The 24,417-nt window shown below is 42.4% G+C and carries 20 protein-coding genes; 14 read left to right on the top strand and 6 right to left on the bottom strand.

The genetic code is table 11. The features are described 5' to 3' along the window. Positions 1-14: 14 nt before the first annotated feature. The 3 genes from ACSSS3_RS16090 (at position 15) to ACSSS3_RS16080 (ending at position 1,394) form a co-directional block, all read left to right on the top strand. A complete protein-coding gene (locus ACSSS3_RS16090) occupies positions 15-461 on the top strand; it encodes an SRPBCC family protein (protein WP_442845478.1) in 447 nt (148 codons plus the stop codon). A 2-nt stretch (positions 462-463) separates the two neighbouring features. After that, positions 464-697 (top strand): hypothetical protein, encoded by a 234-nt coding sequence (locus tag ACSSS3_RS16085; protein ID WP_442845477.1) that lies wholly within the window; start codon positions 464-466, stop codon positions 695-697. 169 nt (positions 698-866) lie between these two features. Next, positions 867-1,394 (top strand): OmpH family outer membrane protein, encoded by a 528-nt coding sequence (locus tag ACSSS3_RS16080; RefSeq protein ID WP_228230447.1) that lies wholly within the window; start codon positions 867-869, stop codon positions 1,392-1,394. Between the two features lie 136 nt (positions 1,395-1,530). Here the strand turns inward: ACSSS3_RS16080 and guaB are convergent, their stop codons facing one another. Then, positions 1,531-3,003 carry an IMP dehydrogenase gene (guaB, locus tag ACSSS3_RS16075; RefSeq protein ID WP_228230446.1) on the bottom strand — a complete coding sequence of 491 codons (1,473 nt, stop codon included), beginning with the start codon at positions 3,001-3,003 and terminating at the stop codon, positions 1,531-1,533. A 196-nt stretch (positions 3,004-3,199) separates the two neighbouring features. Here guaB and ACSSS3_RS16070 point away from each other — a divergent pair, with 196 nt between their 5' ends. The 4 genes from ACSSS3_RS16070 (at position 3,200) to ACSSS3_RS16055 (ending at position 9,418) form a co-directional block, all read left to right on the top strand. Continuing rightward, positions 3,200-4,420, top strand: a complete 1,221-nt coding sequence (locus ACSSS3_RS16070; protein WP_442845476.1) for a DUF4856 domain-containing protein — start codon at positions 3,200-3,202, stop codon at positions 4,418-4,420. Positions 4,421-4,507: 87 nt separating this feature from the next. Then, complete coding sequence (locus tag ACSSS3_RS16065; protein WP_442845475.1) at positions 4,508-5,632, top strand: imelysin family protein; 1,125 nt, start codon at positions 4,508-4,510, stop codon at positions 5,630-5,632. Then, on the top strand, positions 5,632-6,981 hold the full coding sequence (locus tag ACSSS3_RS16060; RefSeq protein ID WP_442845474.1) for an HTTM domain-containing protein: 1,350 nt from the start codon (positions 5,632-5,634) through the stop codon (positions 6,979-6,981). Before ACSSS3_RS16065 ends, ACSSS3_RS16060 begins: the two co-directional genes overlap by 1 nt. Further along, positions 6,959-9,418: a TonB-dependent receptor domain-containing protein gene (locus ACSSS3_RS16055; RefSeq protein ID WP_442845473.1), complete on the top strand. Its 2,460-nt coding sequence runs from the start codon at positions 6,959-6,961 to the stop codon at positions 9,416-9,418. Before ACSSS3_RS16060 ends, ACSSS3_RS16055 begins: the two co-directional genes overlap by 23 nt. A 95-nt stretch (positions 9,419-9,513) precedes the next feature. Here ACSSS3_RS16055 and ACSSS3_RS16050 read toward each other — a convergent pair whose 3' ends face one another. The 4 genes from ACSSS3_RS16050 to ACSSS3_RS16035 all read right to left on the bottom strand — a co-directional run bounded on the left by ACSSS3_RS16050 (position 9,514) and on the right by ACSSS3_RS16035 (position 16,552). Continuing rightward, positions 9,514-10,380 carry a hydroxymethylglutaryl-CoA lyase gene (locus ACSSS3_RS16050; protein WP_442845472.1) on the bottom strand — a complete coding sequence of 289 codons (867 nt, stop codon included), beginning with the start codon at positions 10,378-10,380 and terminating at the stop codon, positions 9,514-9,516. A gap of 140 nt (positions 10,381-10,520) precedes the next feature. Next, entirely contained in the window at positions 10,521-12,470 is a 1,950-nt protein-coding gene (locus tag ACSSS3_RS16045; protein WP_442845471.1) for a tetratricopeptide repeat-containing sensor histidine kinase, read from the bottom strand. 67 nt (positions 12,471-12,537) lie between these two features. Then, entirely contained in the window at positions 12,538-13,554 is a 1,017-nt protein-coding gene (locus ACSSS3_RS16040; protein ID WP_442845470.1) for a quinone-dependent dihydroorotate dehydrogenase, read from the bottom strand. A gap of 118 nt (positions 13,555-13,672) precedes the next feature. After that, positions 13,673-16,552 (bottom strand): TonB-dependent receptor, encoded by a 2,880-nt coding sequence (locus tag ACSSS3_RS16035; protein WP_442845469.1) that lies wholly within the window; start codon positions 16,550-16,552, stop codon positions 13,673-13,675. Between the two features lie 141 nt (positions 16,553-16,693). Between ACSSS3_RS16035 and pepT the strand changes: the two genes are divergently transcribed. The 3 genes from pepT to ACSSS3_RS16020 all read left to right on the top strand — a co-directional run bounded on the left by pepT (position 16,694) and on the right by ACSSS3_RS16020 (position 19,266). After that, the gene (pepT, locus tag ACSSS3_RS16030; RefSeq protein ID WP_442847434.1) at positions 16,694-17,926 is read left to right on the top strand and encodes a peptidase T; all 1,233 of its coding nucleotides are present in this window, start codon (positions 16,694-16,696) and stop codon (positions 17,924-17,926) included. A gap of 165 nt (positions 17,927-18,091) precedes the next feature. Beyond that, complete coding sequence (locus tag ACSSS3_RS16025; RefSeq protein WP_442845468.1) at positions 18,092-18,679, top strand: DUF3575 domain-containing protein; 588 nt, start codon at positions 18,092-18,094, stop codon at positions 18,677-18,679. A gap of 107 nt (positions 18,680-18,786) precedes the next feature. Beyond that, on the top strand, positions 18,787-19,266 hold the full coding sequence (locus tag ACSSS3_RS16020; RefSeq protein WP_442845467.1) for an FKBP-type peptidyl-prolyl cis-trans isomerase: 480 nt from the start codon (positions 18,787-18,789) through the stop codon (positions 19,264-19,266). 80 nt (positions 19,267-19,346) lie between these two features. Here the strand turns inward: ACSSS3_RS16020 and rocD are convergent, their stop codons facing one another. Next, positions 19,347-20,627 (bottom strand): ornithine--oxo-acid transaminase, encoded by a 1,281-nt coding sequence (rocD, locus tag ACSSS3_RS16015; protein WP_442845466.1) that lies wholly within the window; start codon positions 20,625-20,627, stop codon positions 19,347-19,349. Positions 20,628-20,874: 247 nt separating this feature from the next. On the opposite strand from rocD, the gene rlmD reads away from it, so the two are divergent. The 4 genes from rlmD to ACSSS3_RS15995 are packed head-to-tail and all read left to right on the top strand — an operon-like array spanning position 20,875 to position 24,411. Then, the gene (rlmD, locus tag ACSSS3_RS16010) at positions 20,875-22,287 is read left to right on the top strand and encodes a 23S rRNA (uracil(1939)-C(5))-methyltransferase RlmD (RefSeq protein WP_442845465.1); all 1,413 of its coding nucleotides are present in this window, start codon (positions 20,875-20,877) and stop codon (positions 22,285-22,287) included. After that, entirely contained in the window at positions 22,287-22,781 is a 495-nt protein-coding gene (locus ACSSS3_RS16005; protein ID WP_228230434.1) for a DUF6452 family protein, read from the top strand. The genes rlmD and ACSSS3_RS16005 overlap by 1 nt, the downstream gene beginning before the upstream one ends. Continuing rightward, on the top strand, positions 22,747-23,490 hold the full coding sequence (locus tag ACSSS3_RS16000; RefSeq protein ID WP_228230433.1) for a DUF6048 family protein: 744 nt from the start codon (positions 22,747-22,749) through the stop codon (positions 23,488-23,490). Before ACSSS3_RS16005 ends, ACSSS3_RS16000 begins: the two co-directional genes overlap by 35 nt. 12 nt (positions 23,491-23,502) lie before the next feature. Beyond that, the gene (locus ACSSS3_RS15995) at positions 23,503-24,411 is read left to right on the top strand and encodes a CPBP family intramembrane glutamic endopeptidase (protein ID WP_442845464.1); all 909 of its coding nucleotides are present in this window, start codon (positions 23,503-23,505) and stop codon (positions 24,409-24,411) included. Positions 24,412-24,417 lie beyond the last annotated feature (6 nt).

Genomic DNA, 24,417 nt, shown 5'->3' with positions numbered 1-24,417 from the left:
CCAAAAACCAAATTATGCAGTATACACATTCTATACTTATAGACCTTCCCCTGAAACAAACCATTGCAAAAATGGATAGTCTCGAAAACCTAAAAAAATGGCAGGATGGTCTGGTTGAGGCCACCGTGATCTCGGGTAAATTTGGAGAAGAGGGCGCCAAAACACGCCTTAAATACGATTTTGGTTCCCGTAAAATGACACTCATAGAGACCATCATTAAAACCAATATGCCCCACGAGCTTGTAGCTTCTTACACCACAAAAGGCGTCTACAATGAGCAACACAACCGCTTTAAAGCCACCGATGACGGCAAAACAATCTGGGAATCTGATAGCACCTTCAAGTTTGAAGGATTAGGGATGAAACTGGTAGGTCTTTTGTTTCCCAAAAGCTTCGAGAAGCAATCCTTAAAATATATGAAAGCCTTTAAAGCTTTTGCAGAAGGTAATCCAACCCCTTAACTATGGAAAAAATAAAACTTATCTGGGATTTTAGAGGCGCCGATGCGCATCAAATCGCTGAACACCACGTAAAACATCTTCAGGAATATGCTGCTGCAAATGGCCTGAATGAACATGCAACAGGAGTTGAAAAAAGGAGTCCTTTGTATAGTTTGGCATTTTTTGTGGTAGAAAAACAAAATATGCCGGCAGTTCGTGACGCTTTGCGACCGCACCGCGGCGAATTTATAGATTAGAACCGGGGATTTTCCTAAAAGGCTCAATTAGAAAGGCTCATTCCGTATTTTCGATTCTACCGAAAAAAAACTTTGATAGGTAAGCTCCTTTTTTATCTTTGCGCGTGGTTTTTGAAAAAGCCCTGATAATTAGAAACAAAAACGCCTTTAAAGGCAAAAAAACAGAAGAATGAAAAAATTTATTTTACCTCTGGTAGTATTTTTTGTGAGTTTGAGCGCAATGGCTCAGTCTAAAGTAGGTACTATAGACAGTGATTTGGTTATCGCCAGTCTTGATGAAGTGGCACAGGTACAAAAAGATCTTGAGGCTTATGGAGCCGATCTTGACAGACAATTTAAAGAACTGGTAACCAAATATCAAAATGCGGTTAAAGCCTATCAGGATGCTGAAGCAACAGCTACAGAAGAAGACAAAGGCAAAAAGCAGGAAGAGATTGTGGAAATGGAACAGGATATTCAGCGTTTCAGACAAAATTCTCAGGGCCTGATTCAAATTAAGCAAAACGAATTGATGCAGCCGCTTTACCAAAAAGTTGGTCAGGCACTTGACGCTGTAGCCCGTGAACAAAACTACACTCAGGTTTTAACTTTAAATGCAGGTGTTGCTTATTTTGACCCTGCTTTAGACATTACCGATGACGTAGCCAAAAAACTTGGAGTTACCCTTAAAGCAGGTGAAGAAAACGGAGGACAGTAGTTTTCCCGATATTCTAAAAAGCTAAAAGACCGCGGTTGCGGTCTTTTTTTTGGCTTGGTATTCAGATTCAACCCAAATAAAAAATCCGCCTCTGATGATAAGGAGACGGATTTTTTATTTTATAGAATCAGATTAATTATCTGCTGTAATTAGGAGATTCTTTAGTAATAGTCACATCGTGCGGATGGCTCTCGTGAATACCGCTGGCGGTTATTTTAACAAAGCGACCGGTTTCTTTGAGGGTTGCGATGTCTTTCGCCCCGCAATATCCCATTCCGGCTCTGAGTCCTCCGATAAACTGGTGAACACTTTCATAAAGTTCGCCTTTATACGGTACACGCCCTACGATACCTTCGGGTACCAGCTTTTTAATATCGTCTTCCACATCCTGAAAATAGCGGTCTTTAGAACCGGTTTTCATAGCTTCAACAGAACCCATACCGCGATAGGTTTTATATTTTCGACCTTCATAAATTATGGTTTCTCCGGGAGATTCTTTAGTTCCTGCAAGCAGTGAACCCAGCATTACGCAATCTGCACCTGCTGCAATCGCCTTGGGAATATCACCGGTATAACGTATACCACCATCTGCAATCACCGGCACTCCGGTACCTTTTAAGGCAGCCCCTACTTCAAGCACTGCGCTAAACTGTGGGAAACCCACACCGGCAACCACACGTGTGGTACAGATTGATCCGGGGCCAATACCCACCTTAACGGCGTCTGCACCGGCTTCAACCAAATATCTTGCAGCCTCTGCGGTCGCGATATTACCCACAACCACATCGAGTTTTGGAAATTTATCTTTCACAGCCTTTAAAACCTTAACAACACCCTGGGTATGACCGTGTGCCGTATCAATTACCACAGCATCAACCCCGGCATTTACTAGAGCCTCTACACGCTCCACAGCGTCTGCAGTAACACCAACAGCAGCTGCAACACGCAATCTTCCGTACGTATCCTTGTTTGCAATAGGCTTTTGGGTAAGCTTGGTAATATCTCTAAAGGTGATCAACCCGATGAGTTTGTTATCATCGGTCACCACCGGTAATTTTTCAATTTTGCTTTCCTGCAGAATAACTTCGGCCTGTCCTAAAGAAGTTCCTTCAGCAGTGGTTACAAGATTTTCGGAAGTCATGACCTCTACAATAGGACGCTGATTGTCTTTTTCAAAACGCAAATCACGATTGGTAACAATTCCTACCAGACGACCTTCGTCATCTACAATAGGGATACCGCCTATGCTGTGTTCGGCCATAAGACGCTTGGCATCCTTAACAAAAGCATCGCGCTTCAAGGTAACGGGGTCTATGATCATCCCGCTTTCAGCACGCTTAACGCGGCGCACCTTAACTGCCTGTTGCTCGATCGTCATATTTTTATGCAACACACCAATGCCGCCTTCCCGGGCAATGGCGATAGCCATACGCGACTCGGTTACCGTATCCATAGCAGCAGATACAATAGGCACATTTAAAGTAATGTTTCGTGAAAATTTTGACTGAATACTGACTTCGCGGGGAAGCACTTCAGAGTAAGCAGGGACCAGGAGTACGTCGTCGTAGGTAAGACCTTCTCCTAAGATTTTTGTTTCGTGAGCAGTCATTGCAATTAAGATTTAATTGCGTGCAAATATACTGCTAAATTCTCAAACCTCAAGCACTGTGGGCACTTAATAAAAATTGATTCCCTACTTCGCTGTTTTTATTTGAAATAAGTCTAAATAAATTTGGAAGGTTTGACTCTGGCAGTTATTTTTGCCGGAGTAAAATTATCGATATTCAGTCTAAATAAGATTAATAATGTTCAAACCTCTTTCTATCTTACTAACCGTAACCGTGATTTTGAGTTCTTGTTCCTCAGACGACGATGCAGGTAACACAAATCCTACTCTCGAAGTACCCGAAAATTACACCTTCAGCCGCGAAGGGAGCTCCACAGTTGATTTCAACGGACAAACGACACGCATAGCTATGGCCGAAGCCATCTCGTCAAGTCTGCTCGACTTTGACAATGCTACCGAAGCTTCGATAATGGCGCAATTTACGCACACAGCCGGGGATGCAGATTTTGAAGATGCTGCACTTAACGCTTCCGACAAAAATGTAAGAAGCAAGGTGGCTGCATCTGTAGATTATTTTAACACCAACGCGGTGCAAAGCCAGGCCATAAAAAGCACTTTTGACGAATATATTGCAAAACAGGTTTCAGAAGTATTTCCCAATCAAAACATCGTAGCAATTGCCGGAACCGCCGGTCAAATCACAGACGGAACACGTACCCGTTATGTTTCGGCTACCGGATTAGAATACAATCAGGCTTTTGCCAAAGGAATTCTTGGAGCCCTGATGACCGATCAAATGCTAAACAACTACCTGAGTGTAGCTGTCCTTGATGAAAGTGACAACCGCGCAAATAACACGGCAGGTATTACCGAAGAAGGTTCAAACTACACCACGATGGAGCATAAATGGGATGAGGCTTACGGTTACATCTACGGTGCTTCTCAGGATCCTGCAAACCCCAATGCCACTATTGGTGAGGATGACGGCTTCTTAAATGAATACGTGGGCCGTGTAAATGACGATGCCGATTTTAATACCATTGCCGAAACTATTTTTAACGCCTTTAAAACCGGTCGTGCCGCTATCGTGGCCGGTGACTATGTAACCCGTGACGAGCAGGCTGCAATCATTCGCGCCGAAGTATCTAAAGCTATCGCAGTACGTGGCATCTACTACCTGCAACAAGCCAAAACAAAAATCGCAGCCGGCAATCAAACCGGAGCGTTCCACGGTCTGTCTGAAGCTTACGGATTTATATACAGCTTACAATTTACCCGTAATCCACAAACTGACGCTCCTTATTTAAGTGGTGCTGAAGTAACCGGCTTGTTAGACCAGCTTATGGGCGATGGAGCTAATGGCTTATGGGATCTTACCACAGAAACCATTGACGCCATTTCAGAAAGTATTGCTGCAGAATTTGATTTTACCGTAGCTCAGGCTGCAAGTGTAGACTAGTGATTTACACGCTTTAAAGTATCTTTGCATTCAAAAAAAATGAAAGTTCACAAATGGGCATAGATTAGAAAAAGAAAAAAAGAAAAGATGAAAAGAATTATTTCCGTTTTTACCCTAATTGCTCTGGTCAGCTTTATGAGTTGTACCTCAGATAGCACAGATGATTCCGGACAGGGACAAACCGATCAGTTTGACCGTTCTGCGATGCTCGTGAACTGGGCCGATAATATCATCATTCCGTCTTACGAGGGCTTTGATGTTGAAGCTAAAGCGTTGAATGCTGCTGCAGCCGCTTTTGTTGCGACTCCGGATGCCAGTACACTTGGTACACTGCGCACAGCCTGGGAATCTGCTTATTTTTCGTTTCAAAATGTTGAACTGTTTGATATAGGCAAAGCCGAAGAACTACGTTACAGTTACAGGCTAAACACCTACCCTACCAACGCTACCGAAATCAATTCGGCTGTAGAAAGTGGAAATTACGATCTGGCGCTACCTTCTGCAGTTGATGCACAGGGTTTCCCGGCGCTTGATTACTTGCTTTTTGGATTGGGAGATAGCGACGCTGAAGTTCTTGCTTTTTATACCACAGATGTAAACGCTGAAAATTATAAGAAGTACCTAAGCGATGTAACAGCGAGTATCGAACAGTTAACCGCGACGGTACTGGCCGATTGGAAAAACAGTTTCCGCGGAAGCTTTGTGAGCAATACATCGTCTTCGGCTTCTGGTTCTGTTGATAAACTGGCTAACGATTACATTTTTTATTACGAAAAACTTTTAAGAGCCGGAAAAGTGGGGATTCCTGCAGGAATTTTTTCAAACGAAGTATTACCACAAACGGTAGAGGCCTACTATAAAGAAGATTTATCTAAGGCGTTATTGCTTGAAGCTCTAAATGCAACCCAGAATTTCTTCAACGGGAAAGCCTACAAGGGTTTGGCCACCGGAGCTTCTTTCAAAGCCTATCTCGATTATCTAAATACCATTAAAAACGGCAGTGACCTTAGTAGTCTTATAAATGCCCAGTTTGACGCCGCACGGGCGAAAGCCAACGCGTTAAACAGCAGCTTTGTGGTACAGATTGAGACCAACAATAATGCCCTGTTGGAGACCTACAACGAGCTGCAGCGCAATACGATTTTAATGAAGATCGATATGTTGCAGGCACTTGACATCAATGTCGATTACGTAGATGCAGACGGTGATTAATGCAAAAGTCAATCTCCAAATATCTTACTAAAAATACAGAGGCCGCTCCATTAGCGGTCTTTCGTATTTTGTTTGGTGTGATGATGCTGTTGAGCATAATCCGTTTTTGGAGCAACGGCTGGATTAAAAAACTCTACCTCGAGCCCGATTTTCACTTTACCTATTACGGCTTTAGCTGGGTACAGCCTTTAGGCAACTTTACCTACGTGATTTTTGGCATTTGTGCCCTTGCTGCTCTGGGTATTGCGCTGGGCTATCGCTACAAATGGTCTGTACTCCTGTTCTTTCTGAGCTTTACCTACATTGAGCTGATGGATAAAACCACTTATCTCAATCACTATTATTTCATCAGCTGCCTGGCATTTTTAATGTTGTTTTTAGAGGGTGGCGCTTATTTTTCTCTGGACTCATATCGCAGAAAACAAGCATTTACCCACATCCCAAAGTGGAATATAGACAGCATCAAACTGCTGCTGGGTATCGTCTATTTTTATGCCGGCCTTGCAAAACTGAACAGCGACTGGCTTCTACGAGCGATGCCACTTAAGATCTGGCTGCCTTCCAAATACGATTTACCGCTTTTAGGAAACCTGATGCAGCAGGAATGGGTACATTATAGCTTTAGTTGGTTTGGCGCGATCTACGATCTCAGCATTCCGTTTTTATTGCTGTACAAACCCACACGTAAACTGGGCTTTGTGCTGGTAGTCATTTTCCACGTGCTTACCCGGGTGCTCTTCCCCATTGGAATGTTTCCATACATCATGATTGTAAGCGCGCTTATTTTCTTTGACGCCGGTTTCCATCAAAAAATCATCAACTTCCTGCGTAAATCCTTCCGCATAAAAACTCTTGTGACGACAGAACGGGTTTCCAAGATGAGTTCGAAACCGGCGTTAATTGCAGTTGCGGCATTTTTTGTAATTCAGCTCCTGCTGCCCTGGCGCTACCTCGCCTATCCCAGCGAACTCTTCTGGACCGAAGAAGGCTATCGCTTTTCGTGGCGGGTAATGCTGATGGAAAAAGCAGGCTATGCGCAATTTAAGGTGGTTGATGAGCAAACGGGCAAGAATTTTTACGTGGATAATAGTGATTTTTTGACGCCCTTTCAGGAAAAACAAATGAGCACCCAGCCCGACTTTATTCTCGAATACGCGCAGTATCTTGCAGCGCATTTTTCAGCTCAGGGGCATAAAAACCTGGCGGTGTATGTAGAAAGTTATGTTGCACTTAACGGCAGACTGAGTCAGCCATTTATAGACCCTAATGTAAATTTGCTTGATGAGCCGCGCTCGTTTAAGCCCAAAACGTTTATACTCCCTTTTGATGATACCATACAAGGACTTTAAATTTTTCGCTTTGCTTATTGTTTTTTTCGCCTTCGCGAAAACTACACAGGCGCAACAAACGCAGTACAATCTTACCGGCACCCTGACTGCCGCAACTACGGGAGAGCCTATCTCCAATGCCGAAGTATTTTGTCTTGAAATTGGCCGAAAGGTCGAAACCGATGCACGCGGTACGTACACCTTTAACGGATTGTCTGAAGGAAGTTATACCCTAAGTGTGTTTGCCCTCGCTTTTGAACTGGCTGAAAAAAGTATCACGCTTTCGGCAGATGCGCGCCTTGATTTTGCGCTTGATCCTTTGGGCGAAAACCTGAACGAGGTGATGATCACTGCCCGCAAACGGAAGATTTTCGCTTTGCGACAACTCAAACCCGTTGAAGGCACCGCCATTTACGCCGGTAAAAAGAGCGAGGTGGTACAGGTAGAAAACCTCACTGCCAATTTATCGTCGGGAACTGCCCGGCAGATTTACGCACAGGTGGTAGGTCTTAATATTTACGAAAATAACGACGCCGGCCTGCAGCTCAACATCGGCGGGCGTGGTCTGGATCCCAACCGTTCGGCGAATTTTAATACGCGTCAAAATGGTTACGATATTTCGGCAGATGTTTTGGGCTATCCCGAGAGTTATTACACACCACCCGCCGAGGCTTTAGAAAGTATAGAAGTGGTGCGTGGTGCTGCCTCTCTGCAATACGGTACGCAGTTTGGCGGACTCATCAATTTTAAACTGAAGCAACCCAACTCCGACAAAAAACTGGAGTGGACTTCAAGGCAAACTTTAGGCAGCTATAATCTGTTTACATCGTTTAACAGCCTGAGCGGCACGGTAGACAACACCGGCTACTATGCCTATTTTAATTACAAAAAGGGAGATGGTTTTCGACCCAACTCCGGTTTTGATTCTTATAATGCCTATTTGCATCTCGATCAAAAAATCGGCGATAAAACCAAGCTAATTTTTGAAGGCAGTTACCTGTATTACCTGGCGCAGCAGGCAGGCGGACTCACCGACTCACAGTTTGAAGAAGACCCCACCTTTAGCAACCGCAGCCGTAACTGGTTTGCGGTAGACTGGAAACTTTTTGCCCTGCGTCTGGAACATGCCTTTTCTGAAAAAACCGATTTTAGCCTGCAGTTATTTGCCCTTGACGCTTCGCGGAAAACAGTTGGTTTCCGGGTAAACCGGGTAAATCAGGCTGATGATTTTGATGAGCCCCGCGATTTGATTGTGGGCGATTTTAAAAACTGGGGCGCCGAAGCCCGATTTCTTACGCGATACAACCTGTTTGGCAAAGAGCATACGTTTTTAGTAGGTAGTAAATATTATCAATCCAGAAACGAAAGCCAGCAAGGTCCCGGAACAACGGCAAGTGATGCTGATTTCAACTTTGCCACGGCAGATTTCCCTAATTACGAGCGTCAGTCAGACTATACGTTTCCTAATCTCAATCTTGCGGCATTTAGCGAGACCATAATCAACCTGAGTAAAAAATTCAGTGTAACTCCGGGTGCCAGACTAGAATATATAAATACACGTGCACAAGGTAGTTTTAAACGTATAAATACCGATAACGCCGGAAATGTGATTCTGGATGAGGATATTGAAGAGGATAGAAATTTTGAACGTACGTTTGTTCTACTCGGTGTGGGTATGAGTTATAAACCATCAAAAGCTCTGGAATTTTACGGTAATATCAGTCAAAATTACCGGTCAGTTACTTTTGATGATATTCGTATTGTAAACCCTACATTTCAGATAGATGAAGGTATTACTGATGAAGATGGTTATACTTTTGATCTGGGTGCACGAGGAAGAATAGGCTCTTTACTCAGCTATGATGTAGGCGCGTTCTTTTTACGCTATCAGGACAGACTGGGTATAGTTCTGGAGGAAGAGAGTGATATACTTGTCGTTCAAAGAAGGGGAAACATTGGGGATGCTTCCATTTATGGGATCGAAACGTTTGCAGATTACAACATCTGGGACAGCTTTAGCAGGAATAAAGATTTTAGCCTTAGACTGTTTGGAAATTTGGCACTCACCCAATCGGAATACACCGCTTCCGAAAAAAACAATGTTACCGGCAAACAGGTGGAGTTTATACCGGATGTAAATCTAAAAACCGGAATTAATTTTGGCTTTAAAAACCTCCTGGGAAGCCTTCAGTACACCTACCTCAGCAAACAATTTACTGATGCTACCAACTCAGAACGTGATTTTAGCAATACCTCAGGAATTATAGGAGAAATCCCGGCTTATGATATTTTGGATCTTTCGCTGTCGTATACCTATAAGAAATTCCGTTTAGAAACCGGTATCAACAACCTGCTAGACAACTCGTATTTTGTGCGCAGAGCCACCGGTTATCCGGGTCCCGGTATCATCCCGAGTCAGCCCAGAACCTGGTACGCGACCCTTCAGTTTAAATTGTAATAGTTAACCTTGGGGCAAGCCCGGGAGGCTTTCGTTTAAATAAATTATGAATTTCGAGAAATGCCTTGAGAAATAATGCCTTTTGGCGGTGCCAATTAATGGTAGTTGTGGAAGATTTTTGAAGCCTCGTTGTGCGCCGACTCAAAGCTCATAGGGCGTATGCCACTATCTTCCTTAACCGTATTGAAATAGGAAAGCATCTTTTCGGTAGGCATATTGCCGGTGAGTTCGTCTTTAGCCATCGGGCAACCTCCAAACCCCTGTATGGCACCGTCAAACCTGCGACAGCCCGCTTTATAAGCTGCATCTACTTTTTCAAACCACTTATTGGGCGTGGTGTGTAAATGCGCTCCAAACTCGATATGCGGATATTTAGGAATCAGATTGCTGAACAGATAATCAATAGTTTCAGCATCTGAAGTTCCCACAGTATCTGAAAGCGACAGGATGGAAACACCCATTGCTGCTAATTTTTCGGTCCACTCCCCTACAATCTCCACACTCCACGGATCACCATAAGGATTTCCAAAACCCATTGAAATATAGGTAACCACCTGTTTATTGTTTTTGTAGGCCAGGTCAAGAATATCCTGAAGCAAACCAACAGATTCTGCTATGGTTTTATGCGTATTCCGCATCTGAAAGTTCTCCGAAATACTGAAAGGATAACCCAGATAATCTATTTGGTCGTGCTTAACAGCATCTTCGGCACCGCGCAGATTGGCGATGATGGCTAATAGTTTGGTTTGCGTACGCGACAAATCTAAAAGGTCTAAAACCGCTGCCGTATCTACCATTTGCGGAATAGCTTTAGGCGATACAAAACTCCCAAAATCTATGGTGTCAAAACCACAGCGCAAGAGTGACTGTATGTATTGCGCTTTTTGCGCTGTAGGGATAAAAGCTTTGATCCCCTGCATCGCATCCCGCGGACATTCTATGATTTTGATTTTTGAACTCATTAAATACAAATTACCCTGAACAATGCCTTAAGGTTTTTAAAACTGTTTTTTAATTTGAGGCAAGCCTCAGCAACTGTATTCCCGATTTCGGAAAAACAGGAGTTAAAGATACAATTAAAAAAATGTGAGCATACAGCCAGTTAAATCTTCCCGGCCTGTTCTGGTTTAGGAAAGACAAAAACAAAGGTTGAGCCCACGCCGGGAGTGCTTTCAATCTCGATGCGGCCTCCAGTTTGTGCTGCGATTTCCTGGCACAAAATAAGCCCAATCCCATTGCCGGGCTCGTCTTCGGTGCCTTTAACTGAGAAGCGCTTTTGATCAACAAGCACTTTTTTAATTTCTTCCGAAGTCATACCTCTACCCGTGTCTGTAACGCTAATATGGTAAAAGGATTTTTCTTCTTTGAGACCAAAACTGATCTTTCCGCCTGCCGGTGTAAACTTGATGGCATTACTCAGGAAATTGCGCACAATAACCTGCAAAACCTGATAATCGGTTTTAATTATTTGATCCTCTTCGATTTCCCTAACAATTTGAAGATTTTTACGCTTTATCGCAGATTCTTCGGTTTTTAGGGTATCAGTAAGAAACGTATTCAGCTTTATTTCCTGAATGTGAAAATTGAAACCGTTCATCTGAGATTTTGCCCAGACTAAAACTCCAAGAATTAAATTGTTGAGCGTTTCGGCCTGATCTTCGAGCTGCCCTAAAAGTTGTTTAAATTCATCGACGCTAAACTCATTAAAATGCTTGTTTAAAAACTGGGTACTGCTCAATATGGAAGCGATAGGGCTGCGTACATCGTGAGCAACAATTGAAAACAAATTATCCTTCTGCGTATTGATAAGCTCCAGACTGCGGTTATTTCTATTCAAAATCTCCTGCTTCTCTTTCAGCATTTTATTTGCTTCCGATTTATAGCTGTACATATGGTATATAATCAAAAACATAATGAGGAACAAAAACACCAGAATAGCTACCGCCCAGATGGCATAACGCTGGTTTTGCAATTGCAGGCTTTGCAGATTAGCTTCCTGATGTAAAAGTCTGTTTTCAAGAATACGCTCCTCGGTTGCATATTTTACTTTAATATTCTGAAAAATTGTTATTTGCTCCCGATTGTGAATCTCATCATTTAATTTAATGTACTTCTGAGCATATTCAAAAGCTTCCGCTATGCGCCCTTCGGACTCTAAATACTTTTGTTTTGCTTCATATAACCTCAGCGTAACGTATTGATCATTTATTGCCAGGGCCTGTTGCTCAAGCCCCTCCAATGCGGCTGCCGCCAGTTCCTTGTTTCCAAGAACAGTATAGCTGAGAGACTTGTAGGATTTCGCTAAAATGGAAAACTGAACCGGAATACGATCAAGTTCTAGGGCCTTATTCAGATTAGCGATAGCCTTGTCATAATCCTCTAAAAAATAATAGGCGGTACCCAAATTAAAATACGAAACAGACGACAGGCGTTTATCGTCAAGCTTTTGGGAATAGTCTAAAGAACGCCGCGCATAATACAGGGCACTATCTAATTGCTTTTTCTCGCGGTGTACCCCGCTTAAATTGGCTAAATACTTGGTGTACGTTTCAAACTGACCCACCGTGTCGAGATAGGTAATCGCCTGCTGAAAATTTTCAAGAGCCTCGTCATAATCCCTCAAATAAAAATCAAGAATACCAAGATTTCCTAAACTTTCACTTATCCCGGTACTGTCTCCGATTTTTTTATAAAAGGGTAAAGCCTTTTGAAATTCTTCAATTGCCTGCGAATACTGTGATTTTACGATATAATAGGTTCCTTTGCGGTTGTGTGCTTTTGCAAGGCCAAGCTCGTATTCATTTTTTTTAGAAAGTTCGAGCGCCTCATCGATGTAGAACAATGCAGAGTCGGGCTTGTAATACAGATACTCATAACCCAGACGCTCGAGAATATGAACCCGGCTCGAGTCTGATTTGGTTTGTGATAATTTCTGTAAGAGTGAATCTATGGGACGTTGCTGTCCGGAAACAGACAGACATAAAACAAGTGTAAAAAAAAGAAATATCTTCCCTTTAGCAATCCTGTGATATGCGTTACAATTGAAATTCACGTAATTTTAAATATGAAAGGGGTCGCTTTACGCTGTTTTAAATTTAGATGAATTTCAACAACTGTGATTATAGTTTCTCTACTATTTTACGATTAATACGTTTAATAAGCGACGGACCCTCATAAACAAAGCCGGTATAAAGCTGAATAAGGCTTGCACCCGCCTCCAGTTTATCAATGGCATCCTGAGGAGAATGTATACCTCCCACCCCGATTATTGGGAAAGCTTTCCCGCTTTTTTCAGACAAAAACCGAATGACTTCGGTAGAACGCTGTCTAAGGGGTTTCCCACTCAGACCTCCCATTTCAGATTTTGCTTCAGATTGAAGCCCCTCACGGCTTATGGTCGTATTTGTAGCAATTACCCCGGCGATTTTGGTCTCTTTTACAATATCAATTATATCGAGCAACTGAGAGTCTGTAAGGTCTGGGGCAATTTTGAGCAGAATGGGTTTTTGCTTTGGCTTTGCCGTATTTAGGGCCTGAAGTCCGCTCAGTAATTGCGTTAGCGGTTCTTTGTCCTGTAATTCGCGTAGATTCGGCGTATTAGGCGAGCTTACATTAACCACGAAGTAATCTACATAATCATAAAGGGCTTCAAAACAGATTTCATAATCTCCAAAAGCTTCGGCATTGGGAGTTACTTTATTCTTGCCGATATTGCCCCCTATTAAAACATGTGTATTCGATTTTAAACGTGCTACAGCGGCTTCGACACCACCATTATTAAAACCCATTCGATTTATGATCGCGCTATCTTCTTTAAGGCGGAATAATCGCTTTTTCGGATTACCGGGTTGGGGTTTTGGAGTCAGCGTACCTATTTCAATAAAACCAAAACCAAGACCTGCAAGCTCCCGATAGCGTTTAGCATCTTTATCAAAACCCGCTGCAAGCCCCACGGGATTTTTAAATTTTAGACCGAAAACCTCCCGTTCTAATCGCGGATCATTAAGCTGAAACTGATTTTTAAAGATTTTGGTAATTCCCAGCTTGTGCATCAACCCAATGCTCTTAAAACTAAAATGATGAACCGCTTCGGGGTCAAATTTAAAAAGCAGGGGGCGAATGAGTGATTTGTACATAGGTATCGGCTAAAACTGCTCCAAAAATACAGTGCCGCGACTAGAATCAAAAAGAAATACACACATAAAAAAGGCTCCCTGAAGGGAGCCTTTAAAAAATGATATCAAAATTAAAATCTTAGTCTAAAACAATATTTAAACGTGCAAACAAATAGCGCCCGTCTATACCAAACTGCGTAGATCTGCGCGAATACAGAAAGCGTCCTTCAGACTGAAAAGCCGGGTCTGCCATATCGGGATACACATCAAGCAGGTTGTTTGATCCAACGGTAATGCGCAAAGCTTTAGAAAATCTATAGCTTGCACTTAAATCGGTCACCACCTTCCCTGAATAAATACGGTCGATACCTTCTTCCACATTATTTGTGGCCTCTTCAACCTCTCCAAAGTAGGTGTTACGTAAAAACACATTCCACTTTTCACCAATAAAGAGACTGTTTGTTAAACTACCTTTTGTACGCGGTACCGCAGCTTCAATATACAATTCACTGGTTCGGTCAAAATAGGTCTCTGCAAGATCTGCATCACGCACCGGGCCGGGAATATTGATGTTCTCTATGCTTGTTTTTGACAGGGTGAAAGAAAGGGTACTCTTAAGTCTCAGATCTGTTCCGATATCGGCACTATGATCTGCGACAAAATCAATTCCCCTGGTTTGTGTATCTACCGAATTCACGAAGAAGGCTGCCTGCGTGGCGTTTGCCTGACTGAATAAACGTTGCAATTCCGGGTCTCCATTGGGACCGAATTGACCGGTTAAAACCACGCGATCATCAATATTGATTAAGTATCCATCTACTGTAAAGGAAAGATTTGCATCAGGTATTTTTGCCGTAAATCCGGCAGTGTAGCCCAGAGAGGTTTCTTCTTTTAGCTCTGCTATGTTGAGCACACGGGCAACTCGGGAGGTATTGGAGAAAATACCAACTTCCTGAGGTACCCCATCTACAAATAAGGTAGATGTGGAATTGTAATAAATCTGGTGCAGCGACGGAGCTCTAAAGCCCGACTGTACCGAACCTCTAAGGTTGAAGGTTTCGTTAAGCTTCCACAAAAAGGAAGATTTAAAATTTAAGGTTCCGCCAAAATCAGAGAAATTCTCATAACGCAAAGCACCGGTCATACGAAAGGTATCGGTAAAATCTGCTTCCACATCCAGATACCCCGCAACTGAGTTTCGATAGGCATCTACCACGTTGTTCGGCGCAAAACCGGGAAACACCTGAATCCCGCCGGGACGACCGCTACCAAAAAAGTCTACAGGAACAACAGAATTAGGATCGGTAGGATCGTAAACATTTCCCTGGGTATCATAACGGGCATAAGAAACCTCCTTACCGGGGATGATGTCATAATTTTCCACACGGTATTCAGCACCAAACGCAATACTTAAACCAGACATCACATCTTCATAAAAACGGCTTACGTCCAGGTTTGAAGTGTTTTCCTGATAGCTGTAACCTCCCGCATCTGCTTCAAAGGGTGTTGAATTGAGCAAGGAAGCATTAAGCGAATTGCTAATACGGTAGGTAAATTCATTAATACCGGTATTGTTGCTTAAATCAACATTCCACGCTCCTACTTTACCGCGGATTCCTACTGCAACAGCTTTATCCTTGATATTCGAGTTAATCTCCGGCAAAAACCCGTTTAAATAAACCGAAGTCACGTTACGGGACTGAAACGGAAGACGGTAAAAACCGGCAGCATTACCATTTTTAAAGCCTAATCCCCCAAAAGAGTACAATTTAAAATCTCCTTCTCCTCCCAAAGGGATTTCAAGATTTCCGAAAAACTGACCTCCGCGCAACTGGGAATTACCCACACGCATATTAAAATCGCTGCGATCAAGACCTCTAAAGCCAAGTTCGGTATCTGTGTTGTCATAATTGAGAGCTGTTCTCAAATCAGGAATTCCGGTTGCTGCATTCACCTGTGCCAAAACATCTGAAGGTAATCCTGCATTTTGTGCATAGGTTTTAATCGCATCTACATCAGTTTGTAAATCTAAAAGATCAAAACCATCGTTATTTGCTACGCGTTCAATGGAATTGTAACCTGTGAATATTTGACCTTCATAAGAACGCATCCGGTTTGTTGCGCCTCTAAAGTTGAAGTTACCCGTAAAGTTTACAAATCCGCCTTTTTCGCCGATAGGCAAACCATAATTAGCGCCAATATTGATTTTTTCGCCATCAACACTATCGTCATAATTTTCACTGGTGAAGTTTGCACCGGTGGTCATATCTATAGCAAGCTGATTGGTCGCTTTTTTAAGCACAATATTGATCACCCCTGCAATGGCATCTGAACCATACTGGGCAGCTGCACCGTCTCTTAAGATTTCGATACGTTCAATAGCATTGGTTGGTATCGCAGATAAATCTGTACCTACTGAACCCCGGCCAAAAGTACCGTTTGTATTTACCAATGCCGTTTTGTGACGTCGCTTTCCGTTGATTAATACCAAAACCTGATCAGGTCCCAAACCCCGTAATGAAGCCGGTGCAATGTGATCTGTACCATCAGAAATGGTTTGTGGGTTTGATGAAAAGGAAGGTGCGGCGTAGTTCAATATTTCGGTTACCGTAATCTGCGGCGAGCTTTCCGCAATTTCTGAAACACTCAGCACATCTACCGGTACTGCCGAGTTTACTGCTGTTCGGCTGGGATTACGGGTACCAATAAGTACAACCTGGTCAAGAGCCACCCCGGAGGTCAGCGTTACATTGAGAACCGGCCCGGTTACACGAAGGACCTGAGTCTCAAAACCCACATAGGAAAATACCAGATTAACCCCGCTGGTTACATCGAGGCTGTAGTTTCCGTCAAAGTCGGTGATGGTTCCTTTATCTGTGCCTTCAACCTGAACCGATACGCCGGGCAAGGGAGTAGATTGATCATCAATCACCGTCCCGGAGACTTGAATTTCCTGCGCAAATCCTGTAATTAAAATAAAGCAAGAAAAGAGAATTGTAAACGTGTAGTTTCTTTGCATAATCATAATTTTGTGTTAGTTTAAAATAGAGTAGAATCAAGTTAATCTATTTCTTAAAAAAATTAAGGAATAGTTACTCTTTTAACACAATCACATATTAAAGTAAGTCAAAAAATAAAATTTGGTGTGAAAAATACATTTATAATAGACAAACAACCACTCATTGATCGTTTTATCAGTTATGTAACTATAGACACGCAAAGCGACCCCGAAAGTTCTGCAACGCCAAGCACCGAAAAACAATGGAATCTGGCCCGTAAACTGCATCAGGAACTTTTAGATATGGGCCTTAGCGATGCACGTATTGACGGTAACGGTTACATTATGGCCACCTTACCGGCTACCAGTTCAAAAAAGCTTCCCGTAATTGGGTTTATTTCACATTACGACACCACACCCGATTTTACAGGGACTAACGTAAAACCAAAACTTATAGAAAATTATAACGGCAAAGACATTATTCTGAATGAAGATCAAAATATTGTCTTGAGTCCGGATGATTTTGAGGAACTCGAAAATTACAAGGGACAAACTCTCATCACTACAGATGGAACCACCTTGCTGGGCGCCGATGATAAAGCCGGGATTACCGAAATTATGGAAGCTGTAAAATACCTGAAAGCCCATCCTGAAATCGAACACGGTACTATTCGTATTGGGTTTACACCTGACGAAGAAATAGGTCGTGGCGCCCATAAATTTGACGTAAAGCAATTTGGTGCTGACTGGGCGTACACAATGGATGGAAGTGAGATTGGTGAACTGGAATTTGAAAATTTTAATGCTGCAGGCGTAAAAGTATTTGTAAAAGGGAAAAGTGTGCATCCGGGTTATGCTAAAGGCAAAATGATTAACAGCATCTACATTGCACAGGACTTTATCAACTCCTTGCCCAGACTCGAAACACCGGAGCATACCTCAGACCGGGAAGGTTTTTTTCATTTAAACGGAATCAAAGGCGATGTGGAAGAGACCGTTCTCGAATACATCATTAGAGACCATGATCGAGAGCATTTTGAAGCCCGCAAAGAAGTTTTAAATAATCTTGCCGCAGAAATTAACAGTCAGTATGGTCTAGAATTGATTTCGCTTGAAATAAAAGATCAGTATTTTAATATGCGCGAAAAGATTGAACCGGTCATGCATATTGTAGATCTGGCTGAAGAAGCGATGATTGCCGCAGGAGTCGAACCCATCATAAAACCCATTCGCGGTGGCACAGACGGTTCTCAACTTTCATTTATGGGCCTTCCCTGTCCCAATATTTTTGCCGGAGGCCACAATTTTCACGGAAGATTTGAGTATGTACCGGTTGAAAGTATGCTAAAAGCAACCGAAGTTATTATCAAAATAGCCGAATTGGCTGCAAAATAATTCAGACTACACAAAAGCAGATATCAACTAAACTTCTTGATTATTTGACAGATAATCAAGAAGTTAACTAACCTCAACAATAAATTGCCTTTTTTAACTGACTAAATAAGAGCAACCTATCCCTTAGTTGAGCATCTTTACAGCAAATTAATCAATCAAAAAAAGATGCATTTAAAACTAAAAACGGGATTGCTGGGGCTTTTCCTTTCAACAGCGATTTTCGCACAAGAAGATTCAAACGCGTTTTTCAGCAAAAAACACGAAATCAAAATTGACGCTATAGAGCTTATTGCCGTGGCAAATATTGAAATCACCTATGAATACCTCATCAGCAAGTATTCCGGAGCCGGAGTTTCGGTTAGTATTGATGGCGGCGAAAGCAGTGATGATATTCTAAAGTGGGCAATAACTCCTTTTTACAGACAGTATTTCTTTAACCGTCAGGAAAAAAGAGCTCAGGGACTTTTTGCAGAAGGACATTTAAATCTGGGTAGTTTTGAAGATAATTACTACGAATATACTTACGATCCAGATACTGATTTTATCATTAATGAACGGTACGTTGAGCAAAACAATACTGCTTTTGGGGCAGGTTTTGCAGTGGGTTATAAATGGGCAAGCAACAATGGATTTGTAATCGAACCTTCAATAGGTGTAGGACGTAATTTATTCGGTAATACTAAAGATGATGACAATTTCAGTTCTGTTGATATTTACTTTAGAGGAGGCATACAGGTAGGCTACCGTTTTTAAAAAATTTTCAAATCAAAGCAACCATTTTAAACTTCGGGTATCTAGAGGTTAGTTATTCCAATTTTGACGGAATACTATTCAACCTATTTTAAAAACTAAATGTATTTATGAAACCATTTTTAGGATTACTTTTTATCAGCTTATTTGTTTCCTGCTCAATGAGTGATGATGCCGGGCCTACACTACCTACAGAAACAGAAGCCGAAGCATTTGCCCGCAATCAGGAAGAAATTGAAGCTTATCTGGAAGCAAATACCATTATTGCACAAACTACCAGCAGTGGATTACATTATACGATAACTGAAGAAGGAACAGGTGAATCTCCTGCTGCTAATGCTACGGTTAAAGTTAAATTCAAAGGATATTTTTTAAATAAAACGCTATTTAACCCGACCACAACCGCAGATTTTAATTTAAGCAATGTCATTACCGGTTTCAGCGAAGGCATCAGATTGATGAAAACCGGAGGAAAAGCAACTTTATTTCTACCAGCAAGATTAGGCTATGGGGTCTATGGTTCGCAGGGAGGAATTCCACCAAATACCGCTCTAATTTTTGATGTGGAGCTTCTCGAGATTGTAGATTAAATTACACGATAATAGATATTTAAAACAAAAAAAACAGCGCCATCGTGGCGCTGTTTTTAGTTATATCTAAACTGTAACACTTACTTTTCAAAAGCTTTAAGCGTTTTTGTAATAATTGCAACGCACTCGAGCAATTGCTCTTCGGTCATAACCAATGGAGGAGCAAAGCGAATGATATTACCATGAGTAGGTTTAGCCAGAAGTCCGTTTTCTTTTAGCGCCATACAAATATCCCAGGCCGTGCTGCTGTCTTCGCTATCGTTAATCACAATTGCATTGAGCAATCCACGACCACGCACCAGCTTTACAATCGTACTTCCTTTGATATAGTCATTCAGTTTGTTACGGAATAACGTTCCCAGTTTACGGGCATTTTGCGCTAAGTTTTCGTCTTTGACCACATTCAAAGCAGCCATAGCTACGGCCCCTGCCACAGGATTACCCCCAAAGGTAGAACCGTGCTGTCCGGGTTTGATTACATTCATTACAGCGTCGTCAGCCAATACCGCAGATACCGGGTAGGCTCCTCCGGAAAGGGCTTTTCCCAAGATCAGAATATCGGGTCTGCTATACGTTTCCTGACGCTCGCAGTGACCTTCGCAGGTACAGTTTCCACATACGGCCAGCAAAGCACCGGTACGGGCTATTCCGGTCTGAATTTCATCGGCTATAAATAAAACATTGTGTTCATTACACAAAGCCTTGGCCTGTTTCATAAAATCATCTGATGGTGTATACACTCCTGCTTCTCCCTGAATAGGTTCTACCAGGAATCCGGCTACATTGTCATTTTCCTGAAGGGCACGCTCCAGCGCCTTTGGATCATCGTAAGGTATTTTGATAAATCCGGGAGTATAAGGACCAAAGTTCTTGCGGGCACCCTCATCGTTAGAAAACGAAATGATCGTTGTGGTTCGTCCATGAAAATTATTTTCACAAACAATGATTTGAGCATCCTGTTCTTTAACTCCCTTTTTTTCATAAGCCCACTTGCGGGCTATCTTAATCGCAGTTTCTACAGCCTCTGCACCGGTGTTCATAGGCAGGAGCTTGTCAAACTTAAAATAATCTGTAGCAAAGGCTTCATACCTGCCGAGCATATCGTTGTGAAATGCTCTTGATGTAAGTGTGAGGGTTTGAGCCTGTTTGTTCATCGCATCAACGATTGCAGGATGGCAATGCCCTTGGTTTACGGCAGAATAGGCAGATAAAAAGTCAAAATACTTTTTACCTTCTACATCCCACACATAAACACCTTCACCGCGGTTCAAAACCACAGGCAACGGATGATAATTGTGCGCGCCGTGTTTGTCTTCGAGGGCAATAGCCTCCTGTGAAGTAAGTTGATCTTCAGTAATCATGTTGTAAAAAATTTTAGGGTAAGCACTCTATGATTCCTGCTTGGCAATGTCTTCTTTTGGTTTCTGTAAAGATTCAGAAGTAATTCCAGTATAAAGAAGCATTCTTAAAAGGAGAGAAATCATCCTGTTTAAGAACTTGCAATTTATTAAAAAATCCATAACTCCTTAACCTACTTAGTCCTAAAGCTTACTTAAATGCGGGGCTTAAGCTTGATGCAGATCATCATATTTATACTATTTTTGCCGCGTGTCAAGAAAAAAGAAAACCAGAAAAGTCTTTTCAAAAGTAACGGTGACAGACGCCGGTGCAAAAGGAAAAGCCATCGCAAAAGCTCCTGACGGGCGTGTTATTTTCATCAATAATGCCGTTCCCGGCGATGTTGTAGACGTACAAACCAACAAGCAGCGCAAAGCCTACTACGAGGGTACTGCCATACAGATTCACGAGGAATCGCCAAAGCGTACTCAGCCCGTTTGTAAACACTTTGGCACCTGTGGCGGTTGCAAATGGCAAAATATGCAGTATGAAGCTCAGCTTGAATACAAGCAGCGCGAGGTTGAAAATAACCTGAAACGCCTTGGGAAACTTGAGCTTCCTGCCATCACACCCATTTCCGGCAGCGAGGAGCAGTATTTCTACCGCAACAAAATGGAATTTAGTTTTAGCGACAGCAAATGGCTTACCCTCAAGCAGATCAAAAGCGATGCGATTATTGAAGACCGCAATGCCCTGGGCTTTCACATTCCCGGAATGTGGGACAAAATTCTGGATATCGACAAGTGCTGGTTGCAGCGTGATCCCAGTAATGCCATACGCAACGGGGTCAAGGAGTTTGCTACCAAAAACAACATTCCGTTTTTTAATACCCGCAATCAGGAAGGACTTTTAAGAACCTTAATGATACGTACCAGCAGTACGGGTGAACTTATGGTATTGGTTCAGTTTTTTGCTGACGAAAAAGAACCCCGTGAGTTGGTACTTGATTATTTAAAAGAAAGCTTTCCGGAGATAACATCATTGCTTTATGTGATTAATGAGAAAGGAAACGATACCATTTACGATCAGGAAGTGATCTGCTATAACGGAAGAGATCACATCTTTGAAGAAATGGAAGGCCTGAAGTTTAAAATCAATGCTAAATCGTTCTACCAGACCAATTCTGAACAGGCTTACCAACTGTATAAAATAACGCGTGATTTTGCAGACCTTCAGGGATCTGAGACTGTATTTGACCTGTATACCGGCACAGGAACCATCGCTCAATTTGTCGCAAAAAATGCCGGAAAAGTGATTGGAGTTGAAGCTGTCCCAGACGCTATTATTGCCGCACGTGAAAACGCGCAATTAAACAGCATTGAAAACGTTGAGTTTTATGTAGGGGATATGAAAAATGTCTTTAACGAGGCTTTTGTAGCAAAACACGGTAAGCCCGATGTGGTGATAACCGACCCTCCGCGCGATGGTATGCATAAAGATGTGGTCGAACAACTAATCAAAATTAAGGCTCCCCGTATTGTTTATGTAAGTTGTAACAGTGCAACACAAGCCCGTGATTTAGCTTTGCTCGACCCGTACTATAAGATTAAAAAGGTGCAGCCTGTAGATATGTTTCCGCAGACACACCATGTAGAAAATGTTGTTTTATTAGAACTCCGCTAATGCTCAGAAACGGTATTATCCTTATTTTGCTTATTGTACTCACCACCTACTCTTGTGAGCGTGATGATATCTGTGCAGCCAGCACCCCCACCACTCCCGGTCTTACCATAGGCTTTAGAAGCAATGAAAACACGCTGGAGGCCAAACCGCTCAATTTAGACGTGTATAATATAGACCGTACAAAAGTTATTCAATTTAGAAATGCTTCCAGTATTAGCATTCCATTACGCACCGATACTACCACAACGGTTTTTCTTTTTGAGAAAAATCCGGGAAACCCCGATGCTAATGAAGACCCTGAAGATATAGACACGTTAATCATCAACTACACGCCCCAGGAGGTATTTATCAGCAGGGCGTGCGGCTACAAAGTTATTTTTACCAATCTGGAAATTCGACCCCGGCCCGGTGCTACCCGCTGGATTGACGATATCAACATTAACTTGAGAACTGTAGAAAATGAAGATACTACGCAGGTATATATTAGTCATTAGTCTGTGCACATTCGGCTTCGTTTCAGCAATCGCTCAGGATAATCAGGGGATTGTAGTTGAAGAGCCGCTTGAAACCCGGGCTTCAGATACCCTGGCAGATAAAAAACCTGCCGAAAAATACGGTTTACGTGCCGGGATAGATTTGAGCAAAATTTTGCGAAGCTTTCTCGAAGAGAACTATGAGGGTGCCGCGATAGTAGGCGATTTCAGAATCAAAGACCGCTACTATATAGCAGCAGAAGTAGGCCGTGAATCCAAAAGCTTTGAAGAAGGCGTATTTGACACTAAAACTCAGGGAAGCTACCTAAAAGGCGGGATCAATTATAACGCCTATAGCAACTGGGCCGGTATGTCAAACCTTATATACGTAGGGTTACATATAGGCGTAGCCAGCTTTAAAACCGATTTAAACAGCTATACCATCTACAACCCCAATACCTTCTTTGAGCCCGATACCCGGGTGGTATCTCGCGAATATTCGGGCCTCAATGCGATCTGGGGAGAACTGCAAATGGGGATTCAGGTAGAGGTTCTTAACAATCTGTATTTAGGGATGAACGTGCAGCTGAAGCGGATGCTTTCTCAAAAAGCGCCCGATGATTTCACCAACATTTACGCTCCGGGATTCAACAAGGTAACCTTTGATAATGTGTATGGCGCAGGTTATGGTTATTCAATAAGTTATCTGCTGCCCATTTTTAAGAAATAGAACCCCAAGCCTATGAGTTTTGCTTCACGCGTAGGCATAATAAATGAGTTTATTAAAAAGCCTGACGACCGGGTTCTACCCCTTTCATTCTGGCAAAAAATAAAATTTCTCTTCAGTAGTATAGTCTACGATATGGCAATAGCTATGGGCTTTGTCGTGCTGCTTACTTTTCTCGAACCGCTCACTGCCGAGTATGAAAACCTGCTCAACAAGGATTTATACCCATTCTGGCAGGCCATTCTCTACATGACCATATTACCTCCGTTAATTGAGGAAACGATCTTCAGATTTCCGCTTAAATACAAACGCAATTATCTGCTGCGCGGACTGGCCTATTTGTTTAAAACCGATTTTTCAACATTCTGGAGGAAACATCTGCGTGTAATCGTTTACCTGTTTTCGAGCGTGTTTGGACTGGTTCACCTGAGTAATTATGAAAATGTTGACTGGATCTTTTTTGTTTTGGCTCCCATTATTACAGGTCCGCAACTGGCAGCAGGCTTAATTTTCAGTTTTCTAAGGCTGAAACTGGGATTTGTTTGGGCACTTCTGGGACATTTTCTGCATAATTTCAGTCTGATTATGCTTTCCTTTTTAGCTTTTCACAATGTGGAAAGACCTCTGGTAGATAATGAGCAGGTTTCTATAGAAACCACCGGCATCGCTTTTGAAGTAGAGCGTTCAACCCGTATGGTTTACGACAGTGCTCCTAACGGGAATTTGCTGTGTCTCGAAGCTCAAAACTATGAACTTCAAAACCTGATAGATCACTTTTATACGAAAGATTCAATACAGGTACGCGATAATGACCGCCTCGACCTGAAGCTTTACAGCAAGACCGATGAAGGCTATTCCCGGGAAGACCTTTTAGAAGTTTTAGAAGAGCATTATACCCTAATTAAGCCTACCTCAGATAACTAGTTGGGC

Origin of the sequence: Leeuwenhoekiella sp. H156 (assembly GCF_052218455.1) — a bacterium.
GTDB lineage: Bacteria > Bacteroidota > Bacteroidia > Flavobacteriales > Flavobacteriaceae > Leeuwenhoekiella > Leeuwenhoekiella parthenopeia.
The sequence above is the reverse complement of the archived record's forward strand: the minus strand, read 5'-3'. Positions and strand labels throughout refer to the sequence as shown.

Coding starts and splice junctions, on each gene's coding strand:
- ACSSS3_RS16085 (WP_442845477.1), top strand. CDS start 464: ATGGAAAAAATAAAACTTATCTGGGATTTTAGAGGCGCCGATGCGCAT.
- ACSSS3_RS16035 (WP_442845469.1), bottom strand. CDS start 16,552: ATGCAAAGAAACTACACGTTTACAATTCTCTTTTCTTGCTTTATTTTA.
- ACSSS3_RS16040 (WP_442845470.1), bottom strand. CDS start 13,554: ATGTACAAATCACTCATTCGCCCCCTGCTTTTTAAATTTGACCCCGAA.
- ACSSS3_RS15995 (WP_442845464.1), top strand. CDS start 23,503: ATGAGTTTTGCTTCACGCGTAGGCATAATAAATGAGTTTATTAAAAAG.
- rocD (WP_442845466.1), bottom strand. CDS start 20,627: ATGATTACTGAAGATCAACTTACTTCACAGGAGGCTATTGCCCTCGAA.
- ACSSS3_RS16090 (WP_442845478.1), top strand. CDS start 15: ATGCAGTATACACATTCTATACTTATAGACCTTCCCCTGAAACAAACC.
- ACSSS3_RS16020 (WP_442845467.1), top strand. CDS start 18,787: ATGAAACCATTTTTAGGATTACTTTTTATCAGCTTATTTGTTTCCTGC.
- ACSSS3_RS16055 (WP_442845473.1), top strand. CDS start 6,959: ATGATACCATACAAGGACTTTAAATTTTTCGCTTTGCTTATTGTTTTT.
- ACSSS3_RS16080 (WP_228230447.1), top strand. CDS start 867: ATGAAAAAATTTATTTTACCTCTGGTAGTATTTTTTGTGAGTTTGAGC.
- ACSSS3_RS16065 (WP_442845475.1), top strand. CDS start 4,508: ATGAAAAGAATTATTTCCGTTTTTACCCTAATTGCTCTGGTCAGCTTT.
- ACSSS3_RS16025 (WP_442845468.1), top strand. CDS start 18,092: ATGCATTTAAAACTAAAAACGGGATTGCTGGGGCTTTTCCTTTCAACA.
- ACSSS3_RS16005 (WP_228230434.1), top strand. CDS start 22,287: ATGCTCAGAAACGGTATTATCCTTATTTTGCTTATTGTACTCACCACC.
- ACSSS3_RS16070 (WP_442845476.1), top strand. CDS start 3,200: ATGTTCAAACCTCTTTCTATCTTACTAACCGTAACCGTGATTTTGAGT.
- ACSSS3_RS16060 (WP_442845474.1), top strand. CDS start 5,632: ATGCAAAAGTCAATCTCCAAATATCTTACTAAAAATACAGAGGCCGCT.
- ACSSS3_RS16050 (WP_442845472.1), bottom strand. CDS start 10,380: ATGAGTTCAAAAATCAAAATCATAGAATGTCCGCGGGATGCGATGCAG.
- ACSSS3_RS16000 (WP_228230433.1), top strand. CDS start 22,747: ATGAAGATACTACGCAGGTATATATTAGTCATTAGTCTGTGCACATTC.
- guaB (WP_228230446.1), bottom strand. CDS start 3,003: ATGACTGCTCACGAAACAAAAATCTTAGGAGAAGGTCTTACCTACGAC.